This is a genomic window from Psychrobacter celer (genome assembly GCF_016107555.1).
Classification (GTDB): Bacteria; Pseudomonadota; Gammaproteobacteria; order Pseudomonadales; family Moraxellaceae; genus Psychrobacter; species Psychrobacter celer.
In genome coordinates this window covers 13,302-38,048 of the sequence record NZ_JABASU010000021.1, presented here as the reverse complement: position 1 = coordinate 38,048, position 24,747 = coordinate 13,302, and the positions used below count along the sequence as shown (strand labels likewise).

Genomic DNA, 24,747 nt, shown 5'->3' with positions numbered 1-24,747 from the left:
CGTATTTATATAATTACACTCTTCGCAATGCTTTTTTTAACAATACTTTGTAGGTTCAACTCATACATTCAACTTTTGTTATTATAAAAGTATTAAGTATCCGTTCACAATCAACAGGTTGTTGTGCAAATGCTACGTTAAGTAATGTTTCAGTTGAGACACGTAACTATCTCACCCTAAAGCCCGCCCAAATGCGACTGTCCGACAAAAGCTTAGAAAAAGACTTAAAGGAAAACACAGAGACAATTTTTTAGTAAAACGATCCATCTGTAGCCTCACATTGCTACCTGACTTGTGCTGGCTCGGCGACGATCACACTACTTGCCATCTCATCTACCTCTGATAGCGAAATAGGGCCTGACGGCCTAGTTTGGCTGTTATTAGACGTATTGTTAGACGGTATATTACTGTGCAAGTTATTAGGGGCGGTGTTGGGCAGATCGGCAGGTATACTGGCATTATTGTTGGGCGCAGGCATGACGCTATCGCCTGTTTCATCGTCTGCCGCCTGATATTCGCCAGCACCAGTAGCATTATTGGGGTATTGGTCATTGGGGTATACATCATTGCTCAGACTATCCGCATCACCCAATTCACTGGTTGCCGCGTTCGGGTTATCAGGTAAAGGGATGGGCGCGGTACTATCGATGACCATGGCTGGCACCAAAGCCCGCATCTCACTGAGCAAGCGCTGTAGCAGCATGGCATCTGGCGCTTCTAGCGTAAGTCGATCGTTTTGTAGATGCAAGCGGGCAAAGGGCGTGGACCTCAGCATCGTCAACACATTGGGCAATAGCTCTGCTGGTAGGTTGGCAATACTGTTGGCAACCCCTTGTTGTACAGTAAACTGACAGATCGCTGCCTGCTCGCCAAAGCTTGATCTGAGCGCTTGCTGTAGGGTGTTTTGTAGTGCTGTATCACCGACAATCGCGCTACAAGTGTATAGACTGCCACTATCGTCCACCCCTACGATAAGCTCAACAGGCGTCGGCGCGGCGACTGGTTCAGGCGCAGGCGGCACAGTCACAGACTCAGTGACAATTGGCTCGGCTGGCGGCGCGCTATTGGGTTTTAGGACAAACGCCCACAAAGCAAGACCAAGCGCAGCCACCGCCAACAACAACAAAAACACCCGCACCAACAAGTCACGGCGCAGGTTACGGCTGCGTACTCTTTCTTGCTTTAGACTGGTGTTTTTGGCCAGATGATGCGCCGCTGGACTGGCATGGATAGCGCTACCTGTTTTATCAAAATGCCCTTCAGAACCATCTGTATCATAGGCACGTGCGTCAGAGTCATCGGTATCGTTTGGGTTAATAGGCGCCTTGGTAGCCGTCTCAAAATTCGTTAAGCCGCCGCTGGCTGCTGCGGTGATGATAGGTGCTGACCATATCGGTAAATATTGGCGCAGCGCTGACGTCTGCTGCTGTAGAAATGCGGGCAAAAACTGACCATTTGCCAAGATCATAAGCTCGCGATAGACCAGCGGCGCGGCATTGATCAGTAGCTGTTTGGTCGCAGTTTCATCAATATGATGATCGGCCGCCAGCGCTTGTATCATCACTTGCTGTACGGCAGAGTCTGGCCATAGCTGCACAAAAAACGGACGCTCTACAGCCGCATCTGTACTGATTGTCTCATCGCTGCGCAATAGCTCAGAGTATATATCTGGCTGCGCCAAACGGGCAGCTAAAACCGCATAAAACTGCTCAAGTAAACTGACATAAGCCACGCTTTGGTGACTCGCCTGCTCACCTAAGACAGCTGGGGTCACGGTTTGCTCTAGTTGATCGATGATACTCATAGATGACTGCCTCTAACGGCCATTGATGGAAATTTACAAAGTAACAAGCTTATATTTTATTATGACTAGGGTTGACGCTATTGAAAAGCAGTATCGGTACAGAAAAAGTACTGGCTGTATGCTTTCAATAACAGCGCCAGTGTCGCAAAACCACGTCGACATTGATGACCTATCATGCCAGCTCAAACGCTACCTAAGTCAGGTTTGACTGCTATCAATCATTGCATGGCTACATTATTCACCAGAAAAGCATAAAAACGCAGCGTTTTGTCACATAATAGGTTTTGGCATTGGCTCAACTACTGTTAATATTATGGCTTACCTCGGTGCTCGATCAGCGATAATTTGGTTCACTATAAAACATAACACCACTAGCGCATGGCTGGGATAAGTATGGCTTATGAAGTTAGGGCCTATCCTCATTTTAAAAATGGTGATAAAAATGAGATAAATCGCCGTCAAACAAGGAAAATAGCGCAGATAATATCGAGATATTCGTCAGCTATTTGACACCGTTTGGCCAGATTTAGCCATTTTTAACCCATTTAGATGGCTATCGATTGAATTGAGAACACGCCCTAGTAACGATCGTCAGTTTTTATGCAGCCGTAACGCTTAGGCTTTGAACGTTGTCATTTCTCGCATTGTTATACATCAGGCGCGGCCTAAGGATTTTTCTTTGTTAAACCATACCACTCTTATCATTATTATTACGGTTATCATCAGCTTGTTGGCATGGCAAAACAAACGCTTGTTTAACCGTTTTATTTTTTATCCGCCAGCGGTAAACAACGGACAGTGGGATCGTTTTGTGACGCATGGTTTCATCCATGCCGACAGCATGCATCTATTGTTTAACATGTTTACGCTGTATTTTTTTGGTCGCGCCATCGAAGGGCTATACCAGCCGTTTTTGTTTGGGTATGGGTTTGTGGTGTTTTATGTGCTTGCCATTGTTATCGCTATGGTGCCAAGCTATCTAAAAAACAAAAACAATGCCAGCTATCTAAGTCTTGGCGCGTCAGGTGGGGTTTCAGCGGTGCTGTTTGCTTTTATCTTGCTGGCACCGTGGGAAAGCCTTTACTTATTCGCCATTGTTCCGATTCCGGCGATTTTGTTTGCAGTAGCATATGTGGCTTATAGTATTTATGCAGATAGGCGCGGCGGCTCAAACATCAATCATATGGCGCATATGTGGGGCGGCGCGTTTGGAGTGGTGGCCACGATTGTTTTAGAGCCGCGTGTCTTGCCGCACTTTATCAACGCGCTGCTGTCGCCAGGTTTTTAGAGCCGCTATGGCTATGGCTATGGCTATGGCTATGGCTATGGCTGATAATGACCGATAGACAATCATCTCATTGATGGTTTGACTTTTTATGTATTGCGTTTTTATAAGCGCACAACCTCTCCTTTATGTTGTTTTATTATGATTATAGATGTTATCGGTGATATTCACGGCTACGCGGACAAGCTTGTCGGTTTGCTTAAACAGTTGGGTTATGTCCATAATGGTCAATACTTTGTGCCGCCAGAGGGCCATCGAGCGCTGTTTATTGGCGATTTGATGGATCGTGGGCCCCAGCAAGTGGCGACGTTGGAGATTGTGTTTGCCATGCTAGACGCTGATGTCGCCGACGCGGTGATGGGCAATCATGAGTATAACGCGCTGGCTTTTGCCACACCCGACCCGGACGTGCCTGGCGAGTATCTGCGCTCGCACGATGCGGTGCATTCCCGTCAACACGAGGCGTTTTTGGCAGAGGTGCCTTTTGGCTCGGCGGCGCATCAGTACTGGCTTAAGCGTTTTTATGAGATTCCGTTGTGGCTCGAGACTGACTATGCCTGTTTTGTCCATGCTTGCTGGGATGTAGATAGCATGGCTGTGCTAAAGCCGTTGCTCACCGCAGATAATTGTCTGACGCCGCATGCGCTTGAGGTGACCTCGCGTGAGTTTAGTCCGGCCTTTGATGCGCTAGAGCGAGTGCTAAAAGGTGTAGAGACACCTTTGCCAGACGGCTTAGTAATGGTCGATAAAGAAGGCACGGAGCGCAAGCGGGTACGGGTACGCTGGTGGCTGGATGCGTTGAACCAGCGCACGCTGTATGAAGTTGCTCGCGCGCCCGCTTCGGCATTGGCGCAGATTCCTCAAGACGTCTTGGCTGATAATATCGATTTTGCCTTAAAAACCCACAAACCTGTGTTTGTCGGGCATTATTGGCTGACAGGTACGCCTGAGCCGCTCAGCGCGCAAGTCGCTTGCACAGATTATTCTGCCGCCGTAGACAGCGGCTATCTGACGTGCTATCAGCTTGATACGACCAAACCATTACCACTCACAGCAGATAGCTTTGTACAGTATCGTCACGATCAGCGCTAAGACCGCGTATGATGCGCGCTACCTGCTGACGCTTCTGTGATGCCTGAGGGGACAAAAACGCGATAGTATGGAGAAACCTCAATCTTGGCTTTACGAATGCGGCAAAACTTTTGTATGATGGTCTTTTTGAGGATATCGCATCATGAGCACCCAATCAGCTACGATTCAACCTAATCCTATCGCCTCTCCTGCTGGCCAGCCAAAAGTCGGCATCATTATGGGCTCACAATCTGATTGGGCCACCATGAGCGCCGCCGCCCAGCTACTAGCCGACTTTGATATTGCCTTTGATTGCGAAGTGGTCTCAGCGCACCGTACGCCTGATAGATTGTTTGACTACGCCAAGTGTGCAAAAGACAATGGCCTACAAGTGATTATCGCGGGTGCTGGTGGGGCGGCACATCTACCTGGTATGTGTGCCAGCCAAACGCCGCTTCCTGTCTTTGGTGTACCGGTCAAGTCCTCCATGCTCAGCGGCTGGGACAGCCTACTCTCTATCGTACAGATGCCAAAAGGCGTGGCGGTCGGCACTCTCGCTATTGGGACGGCAGGCGCATATAACGCCGCTTTGCTAGCGATTCAAGTGTTGGCATTACATGACGAGGCGGTGGCCAGCAAACTCGATACGCTGCGTCAGACGCAAACCGATACCATCCTTGCCAGCCCAACCCCAGGTATCATTAATCAATCTGCCTAGCGATCTATAGTATCTGGGCTGATGGTTAATTATACGAAACAACCATGCAAAAACATGCAAAGCCAAGCGATCACTCATCTTAGCGCGTCTAGCGATTGTTCTAAAATGCGCGTTTAGCATGCGGGTTCACCCAAGAATAAGGTGCAGACATTGCGCCTTTTCCTATTTTAATACGCTCGTTTTCATCCATTATTTATTCAAAGAGTTACTATCATGACCACAGCCAATGCTTATCCTATTACTCAAACCATCCGTACCATCGGTATCTTAGGTGGTGGTCAGCTGGGCATGATGCTCGCCCAAGCTGCGCTACCGCTCGGCTATCAATGCGTGTTTTTAGAGGACAATGCGGACTGCCCAGCCAGCCTTTATGGTACGGTGTTTTCAAGCGCGCAGCTCGATGACTTTATCGCAGCGGCCGATGTTTTTACCTTAGAGTTCGAAAACACGCCAACTACCACGGTCGAAAAACTGGCCAGCCTCTCAACATCAGGCAACAAGCAAGGCATGTTTCCGCCGCCAGTGGCCTTAGATATCGCTCAAGATCGCTTAAAAGAAAAGCAGATGTTTAATGACTTAGCAATCGCCACGGTGCCTTTTCAAGAAGTCAGCTCTGAGGCTCAGTTAAAGCAAGCCTGCGATGAATTAGGGCTACCTATCGTTCTAAAGACCAGCCGCGGCGGTTATGACGGCAAAGGCCAGTATGTCATCAAACAAGACAGCGACATCACCAAAGCTTGGCACGACCTCAAAGACGCGGTCAGCGGTAAAGGCAGCCTAACGCCTACCCCAGCGCCGCTGATTGCCGAAGGTTTTATCAACTTTAGCCGCGAGGTATCTATCATTGCGGCTCGCGCCCAAGACGGTAGTGTGCGCTGTTATGATTTGGTCGAAAACCACCATCATCATGGCATTTTGGCCAAGACCCAAGCGCCTGCTGTCGGCACCAGCCATATCTTTAGCCAAGCCAAAGAAGCCATCACCACGATCATGAACCACTTAGGTTATGTAGGCGTGATGGCGCTTGAGCTGTTTGTCACCAAGGATGCGCGCGGTCATGACTATCTGCTGGCCAATGAGATCGCGCCGCGGGTACACAACTCTGGGCATTGGAGCATCGAAGGGGCGATTACCAGTCAATTTGAAAACCATATCCGCGCGGTGGTCGATTTGCCATTAGGCGATACTGATAACGTCCATCCAGCGATTATGGTCAATGTGCTGGGTCAATACCCTAACATCAGCGACGTACTGGCTATCGATGGTGCCCATTATCACAGCTACCACAAGACTGAACGCGACGATCGTAAAATCGCTCATATCACCTTGATGCCCAATGACGTCACTGACTTAGAGCCTTCGATGGCCAAGCTGATCGCCATCTTACCCAATAAAGTCGGTTTGGATAAAGAGTACGCTGCCGTCCAAAAGTCTCAAGAGCTGGCCAGTCCACAAACCAACAGCACCGCCCAAGACGCCAAGCCGTTCGATAGCAAGGCCGCGAACAACGCTGCACCCCAAGCTACAGACCGCCAGGTGGACAATGAGACGAAGGTGCAACCTGCACAGGCCAAAACCACACAGGCCAAAAAATAATGCAGATTTGGGTAGATGCAGATTCGGTACCATCCATTGCCAAAGACTTGATTATCAAGACTGCTGAGCGCACACAAACGGCGGCGATATTCGTCGCCAATCAGCCGATTAAACTGCGCCGCTCACCTCTGCTCACCATGACGGTGGTACCATCGGGGTTTGATAAAGCCGATGATTATATCGTTGAGCAAATACAGGCAGGCGATCTGGCCATCACCAGCGACATTCCTTTGGCCAATGATATTTTGGACAAAGGCGCGTTGGTGCTTACCACGCGCGGCATCATTTATAATAAAGAAAATATTAAGCAAAAGCTGAACATGCGTGACTTTATGGATACCATGCGCGGCACTGGCGTCTTAGAGCCACAAGAGATGAGCGTACAAAAGCCTTATGGCGAGCGTGACAAAAAAGCCTTTGCCGATGGTCTAAATAAGCTGGTGCGCTGATCTTCCGCGTATTTTTGCAGATCTTGCAAACCCTATACACTCTACAACCAAACACTATGCAAACGGCACGCTTTATAACGAAGTGTGCCGTTTGTTGTTGTTAGTCTATATACAGTCTTTAAGATATGCTTTTTCAGACACGCTTTGATAAGGCGATGACATTGGCAAAACGGCAAAACGGCAAAACGGCAAAACGCAATATAGTCAGTTCAAATTAAAATTGTTATAAATCTAAACGCGCTACTGGTATAAATTTTACTTGCGTGCTGTTATCACAGAGGCTGCGCAAAATTCATCCCAGCAGCGCTATGTCATTTTTAGAGTGAATTTACTATATTGTTTAAAGCCCTGTATCATTTAAATCATTAAATTAGTCAAAATACTGTGTTGTCAAAGCGCTATGATAAAAGCGCAGACGTCATCGTGGTTAATATATAACAATAGGAATGCATATGAAAATTTTAGTGATTGGAGCAAGTGGCCGTGTGGGTACAGATTTGGTCGAACAACTATTGGCAGACGACCATCAGGTCATCGGTACCACGCGTCAGGATAAAAAACTGTTTGATAACGACAATTACCGTCAGCTAGACTTAGATATCACCGCCGAAAAAGACGCCATCGCCGAGCAAATAGATCAAGATATCGATGCGGTCTATTTTGTTGCAGGCTCAGGCGGCAAAGACGTTTTAGAAGTGGATTTACATGGCGCTGTAAAGACCATGCAAGCGGTAGAAGACAAAGGCATCAAACGCTATATCATGCTAAGCACGGTGTTTTCGTTAGACACCAACAAGTGGGACACTCCTGGCATTGCTGATCTAAAAGAATACTATATCTGTAAGCATTACGCCGATCAGTGGCTGGTCAACGACAGCACGCTTGACTATACCATCGTACAAGCAGGGGCCTTAAAGGAGCGTGCAGGGACTGGCAAAATCACCATCAACAATGACAATGCAGGCGAAAATGCGATTGCAGATGTGGCGGCGACCTTGACTGCGGTATTGGACGCAAACAATACCATCAAAAAAGTCTTTAGTCTGCACAATGGTGAGACCGCCATCAACGAAGCCATCGCTACGTTGTAGTAGATTAACGACCGTTATAGTTAAAAAAGACAAAAGCGAGTCAGCCTTTTTGCTTGACTCGCTTTTTTATGATGGTCTATTAGAAGACATAATATCAGAACGCTTGCACTTACAATGCATTTACAGCCCAGTTACGCCAAACCACTAGGAAAGGCAATCACTTCCTCCAAGCTGCGCGCCCCTGTTGTTACCATCAATAACCGATCGATACCAACCGCGATGCCGCTACAAGGCATCAATGCATCAGAGGCTGCCAATAGATGCTCATCGATTGGCATGGCTGGTAGGTCATGCTGCTGACGCCGCTCATTGTCCTGCTCAAAACGCTGGCGTAACGCTGGCCCATCTGCCAGCTCATCATACGCATTGGCAATCTCAATGCCATTGATATACAGCTCAAAACGCTTGGCAACGGTATTACCCTCTCTATCCACCGCGGTCTTTGCCAGTGCTGCCGTGGCTGGTGGATATTCAATAATCAGCGTCGGCAGATCATGACCTAAGTTTGGCTCAACGACGTGGCTAAATAGCAAGTCAAGCCAGCTTTGGCGGATGCTCTCCTCGCTCTGACCGGCGTCGTTTTTCTCGGCCTTATTGATGCCCGCATTAAAATCAAACCCCATCAGCCCTTTATCCTCTGCAACTGCTTGTAGCGTCGCAAGGCTAGCGGTCAGCGGATGAATCCCGACAAAATCCATAAAAGCATCGACATAGCGATAATGACTTAGCACCACTGCATGACCATATAGCGCTTCTAATAGCGCTCCCAGCTCGGCGGCCATATCCTCAAGACTATAATGGGGCTGATACCACTCCAGCATGGTGAATTCGATATTATGCCGCGCTCCTATCTCATTGTCTCGAAACACAGGACAGATCTGATAAATCGGCACTTGCCAGCTGGCGAGTAAACGCTTCATAGCAAACTCAGGCGAGGTATGTAAATAGTAGGTGCGCGGTTTGTCTTGATAGGTGACCGCCGCGGCGACCGACTGCAAAAAAGTATCGGTATTGCCCGCTTGCGACAGTAGCGGCGTCTGTACCTCTAATACGTGCCGCGCTGCAAAAAACTGCCGCACCTTACTCATAAAATGCGCGCGCTGCTGTGCCATGGCAAGCGTCATGGTCGGCGCATAACTGGACTGGGAGCAAGCGTTTGGGTTTGATGTGACTGATGCTTTGGAACTCATGATGATGTACTACAACTTTTATAAAAACCTATGGAAAATACGCCTAAAACTGCCACTCGCGGCGCAAATGATAGTCACGGCGAAGCTGATCAAAAGCCGCGGCCTTTACCTGACCCTCAGCGAGCGTGGCTCGCAGCGCCTTATCATCTTGCATGATGTCATAAAACTTAACCAGCCTATCAGGGTGTGCCTGTAGCTCAGACCACAAAAACATATTGAGCGGTAGCAGCTGATGCATCGACTGCGCAGGGCTGATTGAGAGTTTTTCACAGAGCGCATCATAGATCATTTGAGTGCCGCGCAGCTTACCTTCCAAGGTGTAGCCAGCGATATGCGGGGTGGCAATCGCCAGTTTGCTTAGCAGTGCTTCCTCAATTTGCGGCTCATGCTCAAAGACATCGAGCACCACTTGCCGACCGGTACGCTCAATATCCGCCTGCAAGGCAGCGGCATCGATGACGGGCCCGCGAGCACTGTTGATCAATAAGGTACTGGCTGGCATCGCATCCAGAGCGTTTTTGTCGATTAAATGCCGCGTTGGATACTCATGGGCATGACTACTATGACTGGCATGATTGTGATGATAAGTACTGTCCGCCACACTGGTCGCACTCGATTTGTCAGTCAAAGGCACATGCAGGCTGACCACATCGCTTTTTTCGATGACTTGCGCAAAGCTGGCATTATTGAGGCTTGAGGCTGGTAGCAGCGGATCATAGCCGAGCACTTGCCAGCCCAAATTACTGGCATATTGCGCCAATGTACTACCGATATTGCCCAGTCCAATAATGCCCACTGTGGGCGGCGTCGATGACCGCTGCCAGTACTCAGGCCGCAAGGTCAAAATAGCGCTCAGCACATACTGCGCCACAGAGTGCTTGCTACAGCCTGCCGCATTGGCAAAGTGAATACGACGCGCCGCTAAGTAATCTTGATCGACATGATCGGTACCAATCGTCGCCGAACCGACAAACCTCACACTGTCATTGTCTTTCAGTAAATCTGCGTTGACGTGGGTCACTGAGCGTATCAGTAAGACATTGGGCTGCGTATCCGCCAATAGCTGCGCATCGATATCGCGCCCTGCCACTTTGATCATACGCACGCGCCGTCCTGTCGTCCCACTGAGCGTGTCATTATTAAAAAACTCAGACAAGCTGGCGATATTGCTATCGGCCACGATGGTGAGGTCTGTTGCTGCATTTGGTTTATTTTCCATTGCCACATCCGCGCTCTTATTTAACATGGTCGTGTATCTCTATTCTGATTTAGTCACAGTTGGCAACGTCTGAGTCTCAGACAGTACCACGTCTTGCTGAGCAAATATCTCATTTTTATGCTGAGATATCCATTCACGCCACACGGCCAGCCCGATGGCTAGCACCACAGGCCCGATAAACAAACCGACAAAGCCAAACGCTGTCAGCCCGCCCAACACCCCGATAAATATAATGATAAAAGGAATCTTGGTTGCACCGCTGATGACGATAGGCCGAATCAAATTGTCCACCCAGCTAATGACAAATATCCCCCACAGTGCCAGACCGATGCCCTCAACTGTATGGCCTTGGCTTAGCAGCCAGACCGACACTCCGCCCCACACAAACGGCGTCCCAAACGGAATCAAGGCAATAATAAAGGTAACAATGGTCAACAAAATAGGACTGGGCGCGCCTGAGAAATAATAGCCAATACCAGCAAGCAAAGCCTGCGCCAGCGCGGTCAGCCCGATGCCATAGACCACCGCTCGCGTCGTCGTGCCGACCGAATCAATATAGCCATCGATGCGATTGCCAATGATATTGCGCAGGGCTTGGCGTATTTGCCGTACCAAACTGGTGCCATCTCGGTAAAAAAAGAACAACGTCATCAATGCCATACCCAGCTTGGCAAGTCCACTAAACACCACATCGAAGGCGACTTTGCCATAATATAAATGTGACTGCACCCACATCCGAAACGCTTCTAGCGTGCCTTCTGGGTTTTTATTGATGCGCCACAAGATATCTTTGACCTGCTGACCGATAACTGGCAGGTCCTTGATGGACTCTGGCACATCCAGATAGCCCACCTTGATACGATAGATCAAGTTGCTAATAAGGCTCAACGCTTCTTGTTGTAAAATAAAAACCCCAATGACCAACGGTATACCGATGATAAGTGAGATACTCACGGTCATAATCGCCGCGCTAAAGTCTGGACTGAGCTTTACTTTTTCATGAAAAAAACTATAAATAGGAAACGTCACATACGCCAAAATCGCCGCCCACAAAGCCGGCACAATAAAAAACTGTACCACCTGAAAGCACAGTACAAATAACGCAACCAATAAGGTAATGGCCAGCAGGCGCTGAATAATAAATTCTTTTGTCCAGTTTTCAATCATAGCGTATAAACCAAGGGCTGACAGCAAAGACCATCACAGCTGTGCTGACAAGTTTATAAATGGGTGATGAATATCCGTCTATAGATCATGTCCATAAGTCGTATTCACAAGCGAGGGTTTGTCCAACATTCATAGCGATAACACCATCGCGATAGCAGTAGCAAGTTCTATGATACCGTAACACATTTAGCGGCCATTCTTTTTATAAAAACACACCAAAATCAAAGCGGTTATCACCCCTCATTATGCAATAAAATATCTCAAATAAATAACGCTATGTTGTAATCTTTACTTACAACTTTCTCTATACAATCTTACCGAGCTATGAGCACAATAACCACACTGCATCATAGGGTTTTGGTCGATAAAAACCATCACCGACAGCAGCGCGCTTCTACCCATTTGCAGCAGATATCTCATCAGGTAATTCACCGGCGCGTTCTATTTGTCACGGTAATTGATGTTATACTAAAGCGATTATTTTACGCTTTTTGGGCGCATCAATGGCAATCCACCATAAAATAAAGACCGTTACAAAGCCGCTATCACATGGACATCGCCATTTTGATATCAAATCAAGAGGTTAGCGTCGTGTTATCGATGACGCTAATTTGAGAGATTAGCAGGATATTGGCGCACGTATCAGGTGCCGCTTTACGCCTTCTCTCAAAGCGAAAGTTTCATCTAGGCGCTGTATGATTTAATAATCAAGCGGTCTATACCAGTGCTGTATAACCGCATTATTTTGCATAAATGTTGTTTGAATGAATGTTGGATTTTTAGACCCACACTGCCTGACCACATTTTAAATACTATATCGATAGGAAAAATAACAATGTCAAAAGACACTGATAATCCCAATCTAACCCCCTCGAGCGAGGCCAGTCATACCAGCAAGCCGCCAGAGACCGTTACTTTTGCACTGGCACAGTCACACTTTTTGGTCGGTGATATCAACGCCAACGCCGAAAAAATGCGTACCTTAGCGCTGCAAGCACGTGAGCAAGGCGCTGACGTTATCGTCTTTCCAGAGCTGGCCTTATTGGGCTACCCACCACAAGACCTATTACTGCGTCCAAGCTTGTCAGGCCGCGTCAAAAGCGCGCTATCTACCCTAAGCGATATCGACGACATCGTTATGATTGTCGGCTATCCGCACGTCGATCATCACGGTACTTTCAACTCAGCGGCCATCTTACATAATGGTCATCAAAAAGGCTTTTATCATAAGCAAATTTTGCCAAATTATGGCGTGTTTGATGAACGCCGCTACTTTGATAAAGGCCGCAATCAAGTACTGTTTGACTATAAAGGTATCACCATCGGTCTGCTCATCTGCGAAGACTTGTGGGAAAAAGGCCCAGTCGCTGAGCTAAAAAAACAAGGCGCTGATATGATCGTCAGCCTAAACGCCTCGCCGTTTGAGATCGAAAAACAAGAAAACCGCAAGACCATGCTGGCCAAACGCAGCCGCGAAAACAACTTACCTATTATCTATATCAATGCCGTGGGCGGACAAGATGACTTGGTGTTTGATGGCGGCTCGATGGCGATACAAGCAGATGGCAGCGTCGCCCACGAAGCGCCGCGTTTTATGAGCCAATTACTGCTGGCCACTTTAGATGTCAAAACAGCCAAGTTCGACAGCCAAACCAAAGCGCCACTGAGCTTGAGCCGCGAGTCGGAGATGTATCAAGCATTGGTAGTGGGGCTACGTGATTATGTCAATCTTTCTGGATTTTCAGGTGTCATCGTCGGCCTGTCAGGCGGTATCGATTCTGCCTTGACGCTTTGTATCGCGGTCGACGCGCTGGGCGCAGATAAAGTCTATGCAGTGATGATGCCGTACGAATATACCTCACAGATCAGCTTAGAGGACGCGCAAGCACAAGCGCGCCGCTTAAACGTTTCTTATACTGTCTGTCCAATCTTTGATGCGGTGGAAGGTATCCGTCATACGCTAGCGCCACTGTTTAACAAATCGCCTGCTGATACCACCGAAGAAAACATCCAAGCGCGCGCGCGCGGTGTGGTGCTGATGGCACTGTCCAACAAGTTTGGTCATCTGGTCATCACCACTGGCAACAAGTCAGAGCTGGCAGTTGGTTACTCAACATTATATGGCGACATGGCAGGCGGTTTTGATGTACTAAAAGACGTCTATAAATCACAAGTATATAAGCTGGCAAGCTACCGTAACCGCCTAGAGGACACACCTGTGATTCCAGAGCGCGTCATCACACGTCCGCCGTCCGCTGAGCTGCGTCCTGACCAGAAAGACCAAGACAGCCTGCCTGATTATGATGTATTGGACAGCATCTTGATGTCGTATATCGATGAAGACATGGGCTATCAAGAAATCGTCGATAAAGGGTTTGAGGCAGCTATGGTGGCTAAGGTCATCAAGATGGTGGATAACAGCGAGTACAAGCGTCTACAAGCGCCAATCGGCACCAAAATCAGCCACAAAGCCTTTGGCCGTGAGCGCCGCTATCCACTGGTCAATAAGTGGTCAATCAAAGGCTAAACGCTCAGCGCTTGCGCCTTTAGCATCTAAGTCTTTACCAACTTATACCAACTTAGATGCAAGAGCAGCGCTTCATACTATTTTACTGCCTTATGATTAGCTGGGTGCTTGCCCAGCTTTTTTGGTTTTTATACATAAGGATTCTATACCCATACTGTTTTTATTTTTATGCTAATCCTGCATTATTTTTAATGAATCTTATCTTTTACCGAGTATGTCATGAGTTTGCTAACCGCTAGTGTGTTTTTGCTTTTATTACTTGCCTTGAGTGCCTTTGTCTCTGGCGCTGAGATTGCCATTGCTGCTGCTCGCAAGATCAAGCTACAAATCATAGCAAAAGAAGGAGAGGTACGCGCCCTTGATGTGCTACATATGCAAGACAATCCTGGTGGTTTTATCACTGTGGTGCAGGTGGTGTTGAACGCCGTTGCCATCTCCGCAGGTGCTATCGGTGAGTCTGCTATCAGCCCTTATTTTCAATTGGTGGTCAAAAACGAAGCCGTCTCGTCAATCATCTCCTTTGTTCTCATCACCAGCCTGTTTTCTTTGCTCGCGGACTTGATGCCCAGACGCTTGGCGATGTCCAATGCCGAGGCTTTTGCTGTGCGTTTGGTGCGGCCAATGATGGCGCTGACGTTTATCTTTAAGCCTGCTATTTGGGTGTTTGACGGCGCGGCCAATATGTTGTTTAAGTTTTTTGGTATCTCCACCAGTCGTCAAGATGACATCACGCCAGAAGACATCTATGCGGTGATGGATGCTGGTGCCGAGGCAGGCGTGCTCAAAAAACAAGAGCATCATTTGATAGAAAACATCTTTGAGATGCAGGAGCGTACCGTCACCTCAGTGATGAACCCTCGCGAGCATATCGTGTACTTCGATACAAAAATGAGTACCGAACAAATCGTCGAGACGATGATTGAACAGCCGCACAATAAGTTTTTGGTCTGTCATGACGATGATTTAGAGCATATCATCGGCTATGTCGAATCTCGTAGTTTTTTGGCATTGGTACTCAATAAGCAAGAAGTCAGCCTCACGGACAAGTCCCTGATAAAACCGGCGCTGTTCGTGCCAGATACCTTGTCATTGTTTGAAGTGCTGGAGATGTTTAAATCCACAGGTGCTGACTTTGCTGTCATCGTCAATGAATATGGCTTGGTGGTGGGCGTCATTACCTTAAGGGATGTCATGAGCATCGTCATGGGCGAGCTTGTGACATTAGAGGAGCAGCCTATCGTTCAGCGCACTGACAACTCATGGCTGATCGATGGTATGACGCCTATCGAAGATGTGGTGCGCGCGCTCGATATCGTCAATCTGCCGCGCAATCAAAACTATGAAACCATCAGCGGCTTTATGATGTATATGCTGCGCAAAATCCCCAAAAAGACCGACTCTATCGAATATGCCAACTATCGTTTTGAGATCATCGCCACCGACAACCTCAAAATCACCCAAATGCTGGTTACCAGACTTGATGAGACAGGGTAGCTGGAGAATAGTTAGAGAAAAGATAGGACGGCATCTACTCTCGCGACCCAAATATGGCGGTACCCACGCGCACCATCGTCGAGCCATGAGCGATGGCGTCCGCCATGTCCCCACTCATGCCCATGCTCAGCGTATCCCAATGCGCCAAGTCTGGATGCTTATCTTTAATGTCTTCAAACAACTGCTGGGTACGGGCAAAGGCATTGGTATCTGTCTTGGCAGGGATAATCATCAGTCCGCGCAGTATGAGACGCTCATAGCGCTTCATGGCACTTATCAGCTCAGGCAACTCGGCTGGCAGACAGCCTGACTTACTGTCTTCATCATCAATATTGACCTGCACCAATACGTTCAAGGGCGGTAAACCCTCTGGCCGCTGATCATTTAAGCGCTTGGCGATAATGCTGCGCTCGACGGTTTGTACCCAATCAAAATTCTCAGCGATGTCACGGGTTTTGTTGCGCTGAATACTGCCGATGTAATGCCAAACGATATGCTCAGCGTCAGATTGACTTTGTAGCTCATTGATTTTTTCGAGCGCCTCTTGTAAGTAGTTTTCGCCAAAGTGGCGCTGACCTTGCTGCGCCAGAGTCGCGATCATCTGTGCAGGTTTGGTTTTGGAGACGGCCAGTAGTGTTACCTGCTCGGCTGGAGAGTCCGCTTGCTCACAAGCTGCCACCACCTGTGCATGAACGCGTTGCCAATTGTCGATTAAGTATTGCTTATCCATAGTATTTTCGCTGTTGTTATATAAGTTTGTTTATAAGCTTCGCCCGTTGCGGTTAGGTCTAGCAATTGCGTCTAACATTATCTGTCTCGCTCCCCATCTACGACCTACAACGCTAGACAAATTTTACATTTTCTTTGGGCAGCAGATGGTTAAATGCCGGCAGTCTTGTTATGATATTGTTACATGGTCTAACATATGCTACTGAATATAAGCGTCATGGTAAAGACAAGGTAGGTTGGCAGATCGCTTTACCTAAGGCTGCGTCCTGCTGCGCCAGATATTAGCATCACACCATCATTGGCCTTTACCATCTTTTGTTTGACCTTTTTTGACTGATAGGACTATCCGATTATGGCTGAAAAAAACACCTTAAGCATCGAAGACTTGTTGCGTTTTACGGTTAAACATAAAGCATCTGATTTACATATTTCAGCCGGTATGCCCGCGATGATTCGTGTCGATGGCGAGATGACGCGCATCAATATGCCAGCGATGACGCATCAAACGGTGCATCAGCTGATTTATGACATCATGAATGACAAGCAGCGCGCCGATTTTGAGGAGTTTTTTGAGACGGACTTTTCTTTTGAGATTCCCAATCTTGCCCGCTTTCGGGTAAACGCCTTTAATCAAAACCGCGGCGCAGGTGCTGTGTTTCGTACCATTCCCTCTAAGGTCCTAACGATGGAAGATTTGGGCATGAGCGATGTGTTCAAACGCGTGTCAGACTTCAAACGCGGCGTGGTGCTGGTGACTGGCCCGACCGGCTCTGGTAAATCCACGACGCTGGCAGCCATGATTGATTATATCAATGAGAGCCGCAAAGAGCATATTTTGACCATAGAAGACCCGATCGAATTTGTCCACGAATCGAAAAAAAGTCTCATCAACCAGCGCGAAGTACACCGCGACACCTTGGGGTTTGAGCCAGCCCTACGCTCGGCACTGCGTGAGGATCCCGACGTTATCTTGGTGGGTGAGCTACGTGACCTTGAGACCATTCGCTTGGCACTAACGGCAGCTGAGACCGGCCACTTAGTCTTTGGCACCCTGCACACCAGCTCAGCGGCCAAAACCATTGACCGTGTGATTGATGTGTTCCCTGCCGCTGAAAAAGACATGATTCGCGCCATGCTCTCAGAGTCGCTACAGGCAGTCATTTCACAGACCTTGCTGCGCCGTCAAGCAGGTGGCCGTATCGCCGCCCACGAGATCATGCTAGGTACGCCGGCCATCCGTAACCTCATTCGCGAAAACAAAATCGCCCAGATGTATTCGGCGATTCAAACAGGCGCAGGCGACGGTATGATCACCCTTGACCAGACTTTAAAAAACCTCGTGGCCAAAGGCACCATCAGCAAAGACGTGGCGCGCCCTTATGCCAAGCAGCCTGAGACTTTTTTATAGGCGGTGATTTGCCATTAAGACAGCACTGACGCAGTGCTCTGTAGTATCAGCATCACTGCGGGCATCACGGATCACATAATTTTAGATATTTTTTTAGGCGATTGACATCGAAAGCGGGTACAACATGGACATTGATAAACTATTGCAGTTAATGATCAATAAAAACGGCTCTGACCTTTTTATTACTGCTGAAGTGGCACCTTCGATGAAGGTGAATGGCAAGATATTGCCTGTGGGTAAGACCCCGCTGACCCCTGCCCAAACCCTAAAACTGGTCCAAAGTGTCATGACGGCCAGTCAGCAGCAAGAGTTTGAAGAGACCAACGAGTGTCAGTTTGCCATCACTGATGAAGCCAAGCAGGCACGGTTTCGGGTCAGCGCGTTTGTACAGCGCGACATGGCTGGGATGATTTTGCGTAAAATCGAAAACAAAATCCCAACCGTCGAAGAGCTGCGCCTGCCACCTGTTCTCAAAGAGCTGGCGATGAAAAAGCGCGGCATCATCCTACTGGTCGGTGCGACAGGTACGGGTAAATCAACGACGCTTGCTGCCATGATCGGCCATCGCAACCAGAACTCGCAAGGCCATATCATTACCATCGAAGACCCGATCGAGTTTGTCCACAAGCATCGCGGCTGTATCATCACCCAGCGCGAGGTCGGTATCGACACCCACTCTTTTGAAGCAGGTTTAAAAAACACCCTGCGCCAAGCCCCTGATGTCATCTTGATTGGTGAAATTCGTAACCGCGAGGTCATGAGCTACGCGATTCAGTATGCTGAGACAGGACATTTGGTATTTGCCACGCTGCACGCCAACAACGCCAACCAAGCCATTGATCGTATCATTCACTTTTTTGAAACCAGCCGTCACAACCAGCTGTTTATGGATTTGTCGCTCAACCTGCAAGCGATCATCGCCCAGCAGCTCATCCCAACACCGGATGGCAAAGGGCGACGCGCAGCGATTGAGATTTTATTAAACTCCCAGCTCATCAGCGACTATATCCGTAAAGGCGAGATTCATGAGATTAAAGATGTGATGAAGCGCTCACGAGAGAGCGGCATGCAGACCTTTGATCAGGCACTGTTTGATTTATATGAGAACGGCGAGATTACCTATAAAGAAGCGATCTTGCATGCTGACTCACCAAACGATTTGCGCCTAAAAATCAAGCTCAGTAGCAAAAACAGCGCCCACCTTTTAGACGAAGGCGCAGATGGTTTGTCGCTAGATATCACATAAGCTGGCGGTTGAATCAAGGCCATAAAAAAAGCCCTCATAAAAAATCGTGAGGGCTTTTTGCTGCGTGCTAGTATTTGAGTGTTTAAACATTAAACAATCAACAAAACGGTTAAAGGTGATAAAACCTTATCAGACTTTGATAACTTAACCGCTGTTATTTGACACTGTCCTTGCATTCTTGATCATCACAAATACCGTATAGCACCAGTGAGTGACCCGATAATTTAAAACCATGCGACTCTGCAACTTTGAGCTGCTCCTCTTCGATAGCTTCATTATGAAACTCGATAATTTTGCCGCAGTTGTCACAGACCAAGTGGTCATGATGCTCTTCTTGGGTGATCTCAAACACCGATAGATTGTTTTCAAAGTTATGACGCTCGACGATGCCCGCTTGTTCAAACTGGGTCAATACTCGATACACCGTGGCCAGCCCCACATCTTCGCCTTGGTCGATCAGCGCCTTGTACACTTCTTCGGCACTCATATGATGCAGCTCTGCATTTTCTAGCAGTTCTAAAATTTTGATACGTGGTAAGGTGACCTTCAACCCTGCTTTGCGTAAATCTTGATTGGTAAAAGAAGCCATAATATCCCTTATAACTGTGACAGTCTTAGCAAATAAAGAACCAAAAAATAGGAGGTAGATAAGCTAATAAATTACTTTATAAAGCGTGTTTTATCTAAGACATGCCAAACATGCCTTTTGCAATTCATTGATATCTCGCGTATGACCCTTGCTTATCTTTAACGCCTATATGGTCTATCATTTCGCCGAAAATATCAATGCAAGTCTATGAATTTAAAAAACAAATAACCAAATCACCTTGGTAGCGTTTGGTAAATAATGTCGTAAGTGGTAGGCAATTGCAAGTAAATGACGTATCATTTGTTCAAGATAGTCGGCCAGATACCTTAGCATTGATGGTGGCCGCACCTAACCCATTTCTTATGAGTCATCTTACCATGATAAAGACATTAACTTTTCGTCCGTTCAGCCCTGCACGCGCATTACGTAACATTATTCTAACCAGTATGCTCAGCGCTACCGTCGCGATGTCCGGCTGCTCTTTACTGAGTGTTTATAAGATTGATTTACCACAAGGCACTGCCATCACCCAAGCCCAAGCACAAAAGCTGCAAGTGGGTATGAACCAAAACCAAGTGCTATACATCCTCGGCAGTCCTGCGATTAAAGATACCCTAGAGCCAAAGCGCTGGGACTATATCTACGACTATCAAGCGGGCACTGAAGGCCAACGCCAAGGCATTGCTGATGTCAAAAATGCCAGCCAGCACCTGATTGTCTACTTTGATGATAATGGTTTGGTCAGCCGCATCGAGGGTATAGAGAGCTTGCCTGCGTCGTAACGTGAGGGCTGACAAGCCGCTAGCTTCGTGATTTGTTTTTGCGCTGAGACATCGGATCAGCGCTCAAACTACGATAGACTTCGATACGATCAAAAGGCTGCAAGCGATAGCTAAGCGGCTGTTTTTTTGCATAGACACCCACATGCCAGCGCTTTGCCATTGGGGTTGCCACCTCCGCCATCTCCTCGCACCACGCGGCCAAAGCGGCAAACTGCGTCAGCCACCCTGCTTGCGATAGCGCTTCATACAGCGTAGTATCAGGGCGCACCTGTAGTGACTTGTAGTGCTGACGCGTGGCATCCTCGGCATAGGCCAGATATACGGTGATAGCGTCGTTATTTAGCTCAGCCACTGTAGCACCCAACCCAGTAATGCCAATATCAGAGCCAGTGGTACCACCAACCGTATCGCCACGCGCCACAAGTTATAAAACCCTTCACTACCGAAATTAAGCGACTTGCGCAAATGACTGATTTTCATTTGCCAGCCAGCAAATATCGATAGGAGCAGCACCGCGATACTACTGATAATTACCAAGATACCGACTAACCAAGTGGCAGGAATCACAACGACCAGCGCCAATGCCACCACCAAAGTGATTACCAAGCTCACCACCAGCCCAAACTTATGCGCCAGCTGCTGGGTACTATAGTGCAGCAAATAACTGACAACGAATAGCACCCCTACCCAGTACAATAGCTGAGCGATAGGCGGCAATGCCATGCCACTGACAAACAAAGCCATCATCCCGACTAGCAGTTGCAGTATCCAAATCGGTAGCACCAGCTTGGTCGCACGCGGCTCGGCGGCCAGACGGCTACGAGCAGGTTTTTGGGCATTGTGATTGTCCACGCCGACGGCGGTCACTGACTGCTTGCTGGCCAAGCTTTGACCGAACCAATACAGCCCCGTACCCGCCCCCACACTGACCAGCGCCAAGGCAACCGCGCGCGCCCACTCGCCTAAGCTCACCTCTGTCATGGCAAAGTCAATATTTGGCAGTCCATTGACCGCACCCAGCAGTAGCCCGGCCACCATCAGCCCCAGACCAATCGGTAACGGCGCGACACCCACTAAGCTCAGCAATACAGCGATGACCATCAGACCTGCCGCCATTGCAAAACTCGGTAGCGCAGGCGCGCTATCAAGCGCCGTCAAAGCCGCCAAGATACCTGTACTAGCGCCCGAGATGACCAGCGCAGCGATGACAATCGACACCAGCGCCGCAAGCCAACCAAAACTGCGCCATATCGGACTGGCATCCGCCTCGCGGGTCAGCTTTTGCATACCAGCCAGTGGCGCATCGACGCTCCGATACGCCAGCGCTATCTCTGCATACACCACAGGTAGCGATACCAATACCATCGCCAGCAGCCACAATAGCCAAAAATCTATCTCACCGACTGAGGCAGGAGCAAACCAGCGAAACAACAGTAACGGCAGCAAGGCAGCAATGAAGTAAGAAGCATAACGGATCATCATAATTTAAATCCAAATGAGCTAGGGCGTGTCATCGTTTATGTCATTGACTATATAGCTAAGGTGCAAAACACTGAGCTTGCAACAACAAACCTTAAAACAACGAAGCTTTAAACAGGCAAACTTTCATGATAGTAGGCCTACAATCGATCGCAACAGGCTCATTGACGACACGCGCTTAAGTGAGGAACAGTAATTTATCACGATACAACATCATGACTTTATAAAGATAAGCCCCTATGAGGGGTTTTATCTTTATAAAGTCATGATAGTGATAATATAAGGGAGTAGCAGTTATAAAAAAACCCCGAAATCGGGGTTTAATCATTAAATAATGCTTCATTATCACATAATAACAACTGGCTATCAGGCACTCATTATCAAATCAACGGACAACCGCGCTCTGTGGCCTGTGCCGTGATTGCTACAAATTAGTGAACGGCACTGATATAGTCTGATAGGATACGAATATCACGATCTGATAGCTTCGATGCTACCGTCTGCATCATACCCATCTCGCCTTCTTTGGCAGCGTCGTTGATACGTTTTTGCTCATCGCTATCGATATCATCAGCGCGGCCTGCGGCGCGGAACAGTTTTAGCTGAGTTGAGATATACTCGGCATGCTGGCCGCCTAAGCGCGGAAATGCTGCCCACTCGTTACCAGCGGCATCTGGACCATGACAGCCTGCACAGCCGATCACGCCGCGCGACTTATCACCACCCAAATAGAGTTTGGTGGCTTCTTGGTTGGTCGCAGGATTACCAAAACCGACACCCCAAGGAGCTTGGCTGGCATAATAACCTGCCACGTTGGCTAGGTCTTGCTGAGATAAGTTGGCGACTTGCGACTGCATGATACCATTCTTACGATAGCCTGTTTTAAACTCGACCAACTGCTTATAGAGGTATTTTACGTTTTGGCCACCCAAGTTAGGCTGCGCAGGGACAACGCTAACACCATTAACACCGTGACAAGCAGCGCAGACGGTCTCTGCAATTTTCTTGCCTGCATCGACATCATGCTCAGGAACAATAATAGCAGCTTGTACGCTGAAACTTGCAACGCATAAGCTGGCAGCAGCGATTAACTTTTTCATTGATACAAATCCTACTAACTCGGTGTAAGCATTATTTAGAGTGATTGTACTGATAAGATACCTGATACCGACCGCCCTATAATCAGCGAGGCAAGTATATAATTTAAGGTCTTGGCCACAAGCAATCTGAAAGTACTTACTAACATCAGGGTTTATTTTCGATTATTATAGCAAGACTTTGTAGCATTTGCCTACTTAATCGTCACATCCACCAGTTTTTCTATTCAGCTTATCATACTGCTTGCAAAAAAATAAAAGCGCTTTCGGGCAATAAAACCCAGCGCTTTAGATGGCATGACTTATTGATTTTCTACTGATTATTTGCTCATATACTCGATCAGCTGACGGTAATCATCATCACTGCAGCTGTCACAGAGTCCACCCGCTGGCATCTGCGTCATGCCACTTTTTACTGAGTTTATCAAGGTCGGCATGCTCTTTTGTTTGATGAGCTGCTGCCATTTGGCGCTGTCGCCTTTTTTGATGGCATTGAGTGCGCCACTATCGTGACAGGCTGCACATGAGTTATTATAGGTCGCTGCGATATCAGCAGCAGCGCCCGTTATCATCGTGCTGCTTAAGATGAGTGCCGCCGCGCCGCTTATGAGTAAACGCTGAGCACGGTCGAAAAGTGTGGTGATTAAAAACATTGAACACCTCCTTTGGATATGACATTCGTTTAGTCTATTTTTTGAGTAAACGTGTGTCGCTAACTATCTCTTAGCAAATATTGTAACAATGTATGTCATATAAATACAGATAAATATAGTTTGGCTTTGGTAACCTAATGATGACTGGTGTTACTACCATGATAGCCTGCGATATACGAGGGCCTGTGATATTTATATGATATTAATTGCCGTTATTTCAATAAGTAAGCGGACGAATAGTATAGAATAAGCAATTATCAAGTCGTCTGCCATGCCGACTGCTATAAACGTTATGTGACGCTTATGCCCTACTGTCGCCTCTCACTGGTCTAAACGACGCAACGCCTTACCACTGTATCCAATTTTTTAAGATTAATGAGTCACTTATGAGCACCCCGTTTACCGATGTCGCCACCGACCAAGCCTTATTTAACACCAAGTCTCGTCAGAAAATTCAACAAACCGCCTTTATGATGTCAGCGCCGACTTTTCGCCTTTGTCCTGCCGATATGGGCTTAGAGGTCGCCTTTGCAGGCCGTTCAAACGCGGGCAAATCCTCTGCCATCAATGCGCTGACCAACCAGCGCCAACTGGCACGCTCGTCCAAAACCCCTGGTCGTACGCAAATGATCAACTTTTTTAGCGTCGGTGATAGCGACAGACGACTGGTCGACTTACCAGGTTATGGCTATGCCGCTGTCCCTTTAGAGATGAAAAAAGAATGGCAGGTTGAGCTAGAAGAATATCTGGTATCGCGCTCAAGCCTTGCAGGGCTGGTGTTGATGACAGACATCCGTCATCCGCTTAAGTTTTTTGATGAGCAAATGCTGCATTGGGCCAAAGATGGAGATTTGCCCGTACACATCTTGCTCACCAAAGCGGACAAGCTAAAATACGGCGCCGCCAAAAACGCCCTGCTCAATACCCGTAAAAGACTAAAAAAACTGGGGTTAAACTGTAGCATTCAGCTGTTTTCTGCCTTGCGCAAAGAAGGGTTAGATGAGCTGGCTGGCGTGATGGGCAAATGGTATGAGTATCAGCTCGATGGCGATAAAATCATTGAAACCGGCCTCAGTGAGTCTGCCGACGCTCAAGATGGCGAGCCGACGACATCTGTAGAAGAGAATGATGCAAAAGACGGTGCTAAATAAGC

Annotated in this window: 22 protein-coding genes; 12 read left to right on the top strand and 10 right to left on the bottom strand. The window is 48.0% G+C overall.

Annotated elements, in window-relative coordinates; translation table 11 throughout:
* Positions 1 to 283 precede the first annotated feature (283 nt).
* Entirely contained in the window at positions 284 to 1,804 is a 1,521-nt protein-coding gene (locus JFC05_RS09845) for a hypothetical protein (protein ID WP_198336768.1), read from the bottom strand.
* Positions 1,805 to 2,483: 679 nt separating this feature from the next.
* Here JFC05_RS09845 and JFC05_RS09840 point away from each other — a divergent pair.
* The 6 genes from JFC05_RS09840 (at position 2,484) to JFC05_RS09815 (ending at position 8,014) form a co-directional block, all read left to right on the top strand.
* Positions 2,484 to 3,092: a rhomboid family intramembrane serine protease gene (locus tag JFC05_RS09840; RefSeq protein WP_075101761.1), complete on the top strand. Its 609-nt coding sequence runs from the start codon at positions 2,484 to 2,486 to the stop codon at positions 3,090 to 3,092.
* Between the two features lie 138 nt (positions 3,093 to 3,230).
* Positions 3,231 to 4,181 carry a metallophosphoesterase gene (locus JFC05_RS09835; protein ID WP_198336767.1) on the top strand — a complete coding sequence of 317 codons (951 nt, stop codon included), beginning with the start codon at positions 3,231 to 3,233 and terminating at the stop codon, positions 4,179 to 4,181.
* Positions 4,182 to 4,323: 142 nt separating this feature from the next.
* Entirely contained in the window at positions 4,324 to 4,878 is a 555-nt protein-coding gene (purE, locus tag JFC05_RS09830) for a 5-(carboxyamino)imidazole ribonucleotide mutase (RefSeq protein ID WP_105244753.1), read from the top strand.
* A gap of 213 nt (positions 4,879 to 5,091) precedes the next feature.
* Positions 5,092 to 6,474: a 5-(carboxyamino)imidazole ribonucleotide synthase gene (locus tag JFC05_RS09825; RefSeq protein ID WP_198336766.1), complete on the top strand. Its 1,383-nt coding sequence runs from the start codon at positions 5,092 to 5,094 to the stop codon at positions 6,472 to 6,474.
* The gene (locus JFC05_RS09820) at positions 6,474 to 6,923 is read left to right on the top strand and encodes a YaiI/YqxD family protein (protein WP_198336765.1); all 450 of its coding nucleotides are present in this window, start codon (positions 6,474 to 6,476) and stop codon (positions 6,921 to 6,923) included. Before JFC05_RS09825 ends, JFC05_RS09820 begins: the two co-directional genes overlap by 1 nt.
* Positions 6,924 to 7,375: 452 nt before the next feature.
* On the top strand, positions 7,376 to 8,014 hold the full coding sequence (locus JFC05_RS09815) for an NAD(P)H-binding protein (RefSeq protein WP_198336764.1): 639 nt from the start codon (positions 7,376 to 7,378) through the stop codon (positions 8,012 to 8,014).
* 131 nt (positions 8,015 to 8,145) lie between these two features.
* Here the strand turns inward: JFC05_RS09815 and epmA are convergent, their stop codons facing one another.
* The 3 genes from epmA to JFC05_RS09800 are packed head-to-tail and all read right to left on the bottom strand — an operon-like array spanning position 8,146 to position 11,590.
* On the bottom strand, positions 8,146 to 9,204 hold the full coding sequence (gene epmA, locus JFC05_RS09810) for an EF-P lysine aminoacylase EpmA (RefSeq protein ID WP_198336763.1): 1,059 nt from the start codon (positions 9,202 to 9,204) through the stop codon (positions 8,146 to 8,148).
* A 43-nt stretch (positions 9,205 to 9,247) separates the two neighbouring features.
* Positions 9,248 to 10,423 (bottom strand): 4-phosphoerythronate dehydrogenase, encoded by a 1,176-nt coding sequence (locus tag JFC05_RS09805; RefSeq protein WP_198336777.1) that lies wholly within the window; start codon positions 10,421 to 10,423, stop codon positions 9,248 to 9,250.
* Between the two features lie 39 nt (positions 10,424 to 10,462).
* Complete coding sequence (locus JFC05_RS09800; protein WP_105244748.1) at positions 10,463 to 11,590, bottom strand: AI-2E family transporter; 1,128 nt, start codon at positions 11,588 to 11,590, stop codon at positions 10,463 to 10,465.
* 835 nt (positions 11,591 to 12,425) lie between these two features.
* Here JFC05_RS09800 and JFC05_RS09795 point away from each other — a divergent pair.
* Positions 12,426 to 14,117, top strand: coding sequence for an NAD+ synthase (locus JFC05_RS09795; RefSeq protein ID WP_227697514.1), 1,692 nt, complete (start codon positions 12,426 to 12,428; stop codon positions 14,115 to 14,117).
* A 219-nt stretch (positions 14,118 to 14,336) separates the two neighbouring features.
* On the top strand, positions 14,337 to 15,611 hold the full coding sequence (gene paeA / locus JFC05_RS09790) for a polyamine export protein PaeA (RefSeq protein WP_198336762.1): 1,275 nt from the start codon (positions 14,337 to 14,339) through the stop codon (positions 15,609 to 15,611).
* A 34-nt stretch (positions 15,612 to 15,645) separates the two neighbouring features.
* Here paeA and JFC05_RS09785 read toward each other — a convergent pair whose 3' ends face one another.
* Positions 15,646 to 16,341 carry a YggS family pyridoxal phosphate-dependent enzyme gene (locus JFC05_RS09785; RefSeq protein WP_198336761.1) on the bottom strand — a complete coding sequence of 232 codons (696 nt, stop codon included), beginning with the start codon at positions 16,339 to 16,341 and terminating at the stop codon, positions 15,646 to 15,648.
* 351 nt (positions 16,342 to 16,692) lie between these two features.
* Here JFC05_RS09785 and JFC05_RS09780 point away from each other — a divergent pair, with 351 nt between their 5' ends.
* Together JFC05_RS09780 and JFC05_RS09775 are read left to right on the top strand one after the other, a co-directional pair.
* The gene (locus JFC05_RS09780) at positions 16,693 to 17,748 is read left to right on the top strand and encodes a type IV pilus twitching motility protein PilT (protein WP_198336760.1); all 1,056 of its coding nucleotides are present in this window, start codon (positions 16,693 to 16,695) and stop codon (positions 17,746 to 17,748) included.
* Positions 17,749 to 17,872: 124 nt separating this feature from the next.
* Positions 17,873 to 18,994: a PilT/PilU family type 4a pilus ATPase gene (locus JFC05_RS09775; RefSeq protein WP_075101772.1), complete on the top strand. Its 1,122-nt coding sequence runs from the start codon at positions 17,873 to 17,875 to the stop codon at positions 18,992 to 18,994.
* A gap of 154 nt (positions 18,995 to 19,148) precedes the next feature.
* Here the strand turns inward: JFC05_RS09775 and fur are convergent, their stop codons facing one another.
* On the bottom strand, positions 19,149 to 19,583 hold the full coding sequence (fur, locus tag JFC05_RS09770; RefSeq protein WP_105244744.1) for a ferric iron uptake transcriptional regulator: 435 nt from the start codon (positions 19,581 to 19,583) through the stop codon (positions 19,149 to 19,151).
* 362 nt (positions 19,584 to 19,945) lie between these two features.
* Here fur and JFC05_RS09765 point away from each other — a divergent pair, with 362 nt between their 5' ends.
* The gene (locus tag JFC05_RS09765; protein ID WP_083608584.1) at positions 19,946 to 20,365 is read left to right on the top strand and encodes an outer membrane protein assembly factor BamE; all 420 of its coding nucleotides are present in this window, start codon (positions 19,946 to 19,948) and stop codon (positions 20,363 to 20,365) included.
* 19 nt (positions 20,366 to 20,384) lie between these two features.
* Here the strand turns inward: JFC05_RS09765 and JFC05_RS09760 are convergent, their stop codons facing one another.
* The 4 genes from JFC05_RS09760 to JFC05_RS09745 form a co-directional block, all read right to left on the bottom strand.
* Positions 20,385 to 20,717: an RnfH family protein gene (locus JFC05_RS09760; RefSeq protein WP_227679961.1), complete on the bottom strand. Its 333-nt coding sequence runs from the start codon at positions 20,715 to 20,717 to the stop codon at positions 20,385 to 20,387.
* Complete coding sequence (locus JFC05_RS09755) at positions 20,705 to 21,847, bottom strand: hypothetical protein (protein ID WP_198336759.1); 1,143 nt, start codon at positions 21,845 to 21,847, stop codon at positions 20,705 to 20,707. The genes JFC05_RS09760 and JFC05_RS09755 overlap by 13 nt, the downstream gene beginning before the upstream one ends.
* A gap of 428 nt (positions 21,848 to 22,275) precedes the next feature.
* Positions 22,276 to 22,944 (bottom strand): c-type cytochrome, encoded by a 669-nt coding sequence (locus tag JFC05_RS09750; protein ID WP_192994403.1) that lies wholly within the window; start codon positions 22,942 to 22,944, stop codon positions 22,276 to 22,278.
* Between the two features lie 317 nt (positions 22,945 to 23,261).
* Positions 23,262 to 23,594: a c-type cytochrome gene (locus JFC05_RS09745; RefSeq protein WP_198336758.1), complete on the bottom strand. Its 333-nt coding sequence runs from the start codon at positions 23,592 to 23,594 to the stop codon at positions 23,262 to 23,264.
* Between the two features lie 386 nt (positions 23,595 to 23,980).
* On the opposite strand from JFC05_RS09745, the gene yihA reads away from it, so the two are divergent.
* Positions 23,981 to 24,745, top strand: coding sequence for a ribosome biogenesis GTP-binding protein YihA/YsxC (yihA, locus tag JFC05_RS09740; protein WP_198336757.1), 765 nt, complete (start codon positions 23,981 to 23,983; stop codon positions 24,743 to 24,745).
* The last annotated feature ends 2 nt before the right edge of the window (positions 24,746 to 24,747 follow it).

Bases quoted from the DNA above. Each gene is read 5' to 3' on its own strand.
- JFC05_RS09845 (WP_198336768.1), bottom strand. From the start codon at position 1,804: ATGAGTATCATCGATCAACTAGAGCAAACCGTGACCCCAGCTGTCTTA.
- JFC05_RS09775 (WP_075101772.1), top strand. From the start codon at position 17,873: ATGGACATTGATAAACTATTGCAGTTAATGATCAATAAAAACGGCTCT.
- JFC05_RS09755 (WP_198336759.1), bottom strand. From the start codon at position 21,847: ATGATGATCCGTTATGCTTCTTACTTCATTGCTGCCTTGCTGCCGTTA.
- fur (WP_105244744.1), bottom strand. From the start codon at position 19,583: ATGGCTTCTTTTACCAATCAAGATTTACGCAAAGCAGGGTTGAAGGTC.
- paeA (WP_198336762.1), top strand. From the start codon at position 14,337: ATGAGTTTGCTAACCGCTAGTGTGTTTTTGCTTTTATTACTTGCCTTG.
- JFC05_RS09825 (WP_198336766.1), top strand. From the start codon at position 5,092: ATGACCACAGCCAATGCTTATCCTATTACTCAAACCATCCGTACCATC.
- JFC05_RS09800 (WP_105244748.1), bottom strand. From the start codon at position 11,590: ATGATTGAAAACTGGACAAAAGAATTTATTATTCAGCGCCTGCTGGCC.
- JFC05_RS09835 (WP_198336767.1), top strand. From the start codon at position 3,231: ATGATTATAGATGTTATCGGTGATATTCACGGCTACGCGGACAAGCTT.
- JFC05_RS09745 (WP_198336758.1), bottom strand. From the start codon at position 23,594: ATGTTTTTAATCACCACACTTTTCGACCGTGCTCAGCGTTTACTCATA.
- JFC05_RS09780 (WP_198336760.1), top strand. From the start codon at position 16,693: ATGGCTGAAAAAAACACCTTAAGCATCGAAGACTTGTTGCGTTTTACG.
- yihA (WP_198336757.1), top strand. From the start codon at position 23,981: ATGAGCACCCCGTTTACCGATGTCGCCACCGACCAAGCCTTATTTAAC.
- JFC05_RS09795 (WP_227697514.1), top strand. From the start codon at position 12,426: ATGTCAAAAGACACTGATAATCCCAATCTAACCCCCTCGAGCGAGGCC.
- JFC05_RS09820 (WP_198336765.1), top strand. From the start codon at position 6,474: ATGCAGATTTGGGTAGATGCAGATTCGGTACCATCCATTGCCAAAGAC.
- JFC05_RS09785 (WP_198336761.1), bottom strand. From the start codon at position 16,341: ATGGATAAGCAATACTTAATCGACAATTGGCAACGCGTTCATGCACAG.
- JFC05_RS09805 (WP_198336777.1), bottom strand. From the start codon at position 10,423: ATGGAAAATAAACCAAATGCAGCAACAGACCTCACCATCGTGGCCGAT.
- JFC05_RS09750 (WP_192994403.1), bottom strand. From the start codon at position 22,944: ATGAAAAAGTTAATCGCTGCTGCCAGCTTATGCGTTGCAAGTTTCAGC.
- purE (WP_105244753.1), top strand. From the start codon at position 4,324: ATGAGCACCCAATCAGCTACGATTCAACCTAATCCTATCGCCTCTCCT.
- JFC05_RS09765 (WP_083608584.1), top strand. From the start codon at position 19,946: ATGAGTCATCTTACCATGATAAAGACATTAACTTTTCGTCCGTTCAGC.
- epmA (WP_198336763.1), bottom strand. From the start codon at position 9,204: ATGAGTTCCAAAGCATCAGTCACATCAAACCCAAACGCTTGCTCCCAG.
- JFC05_RS09815 (WP_198336764.1), top strand. From the start codon at position 7,376: ATGAAAATTTTAGTGATTGGAGCAAGTGGCCGTGTGGGTACAGATTTG.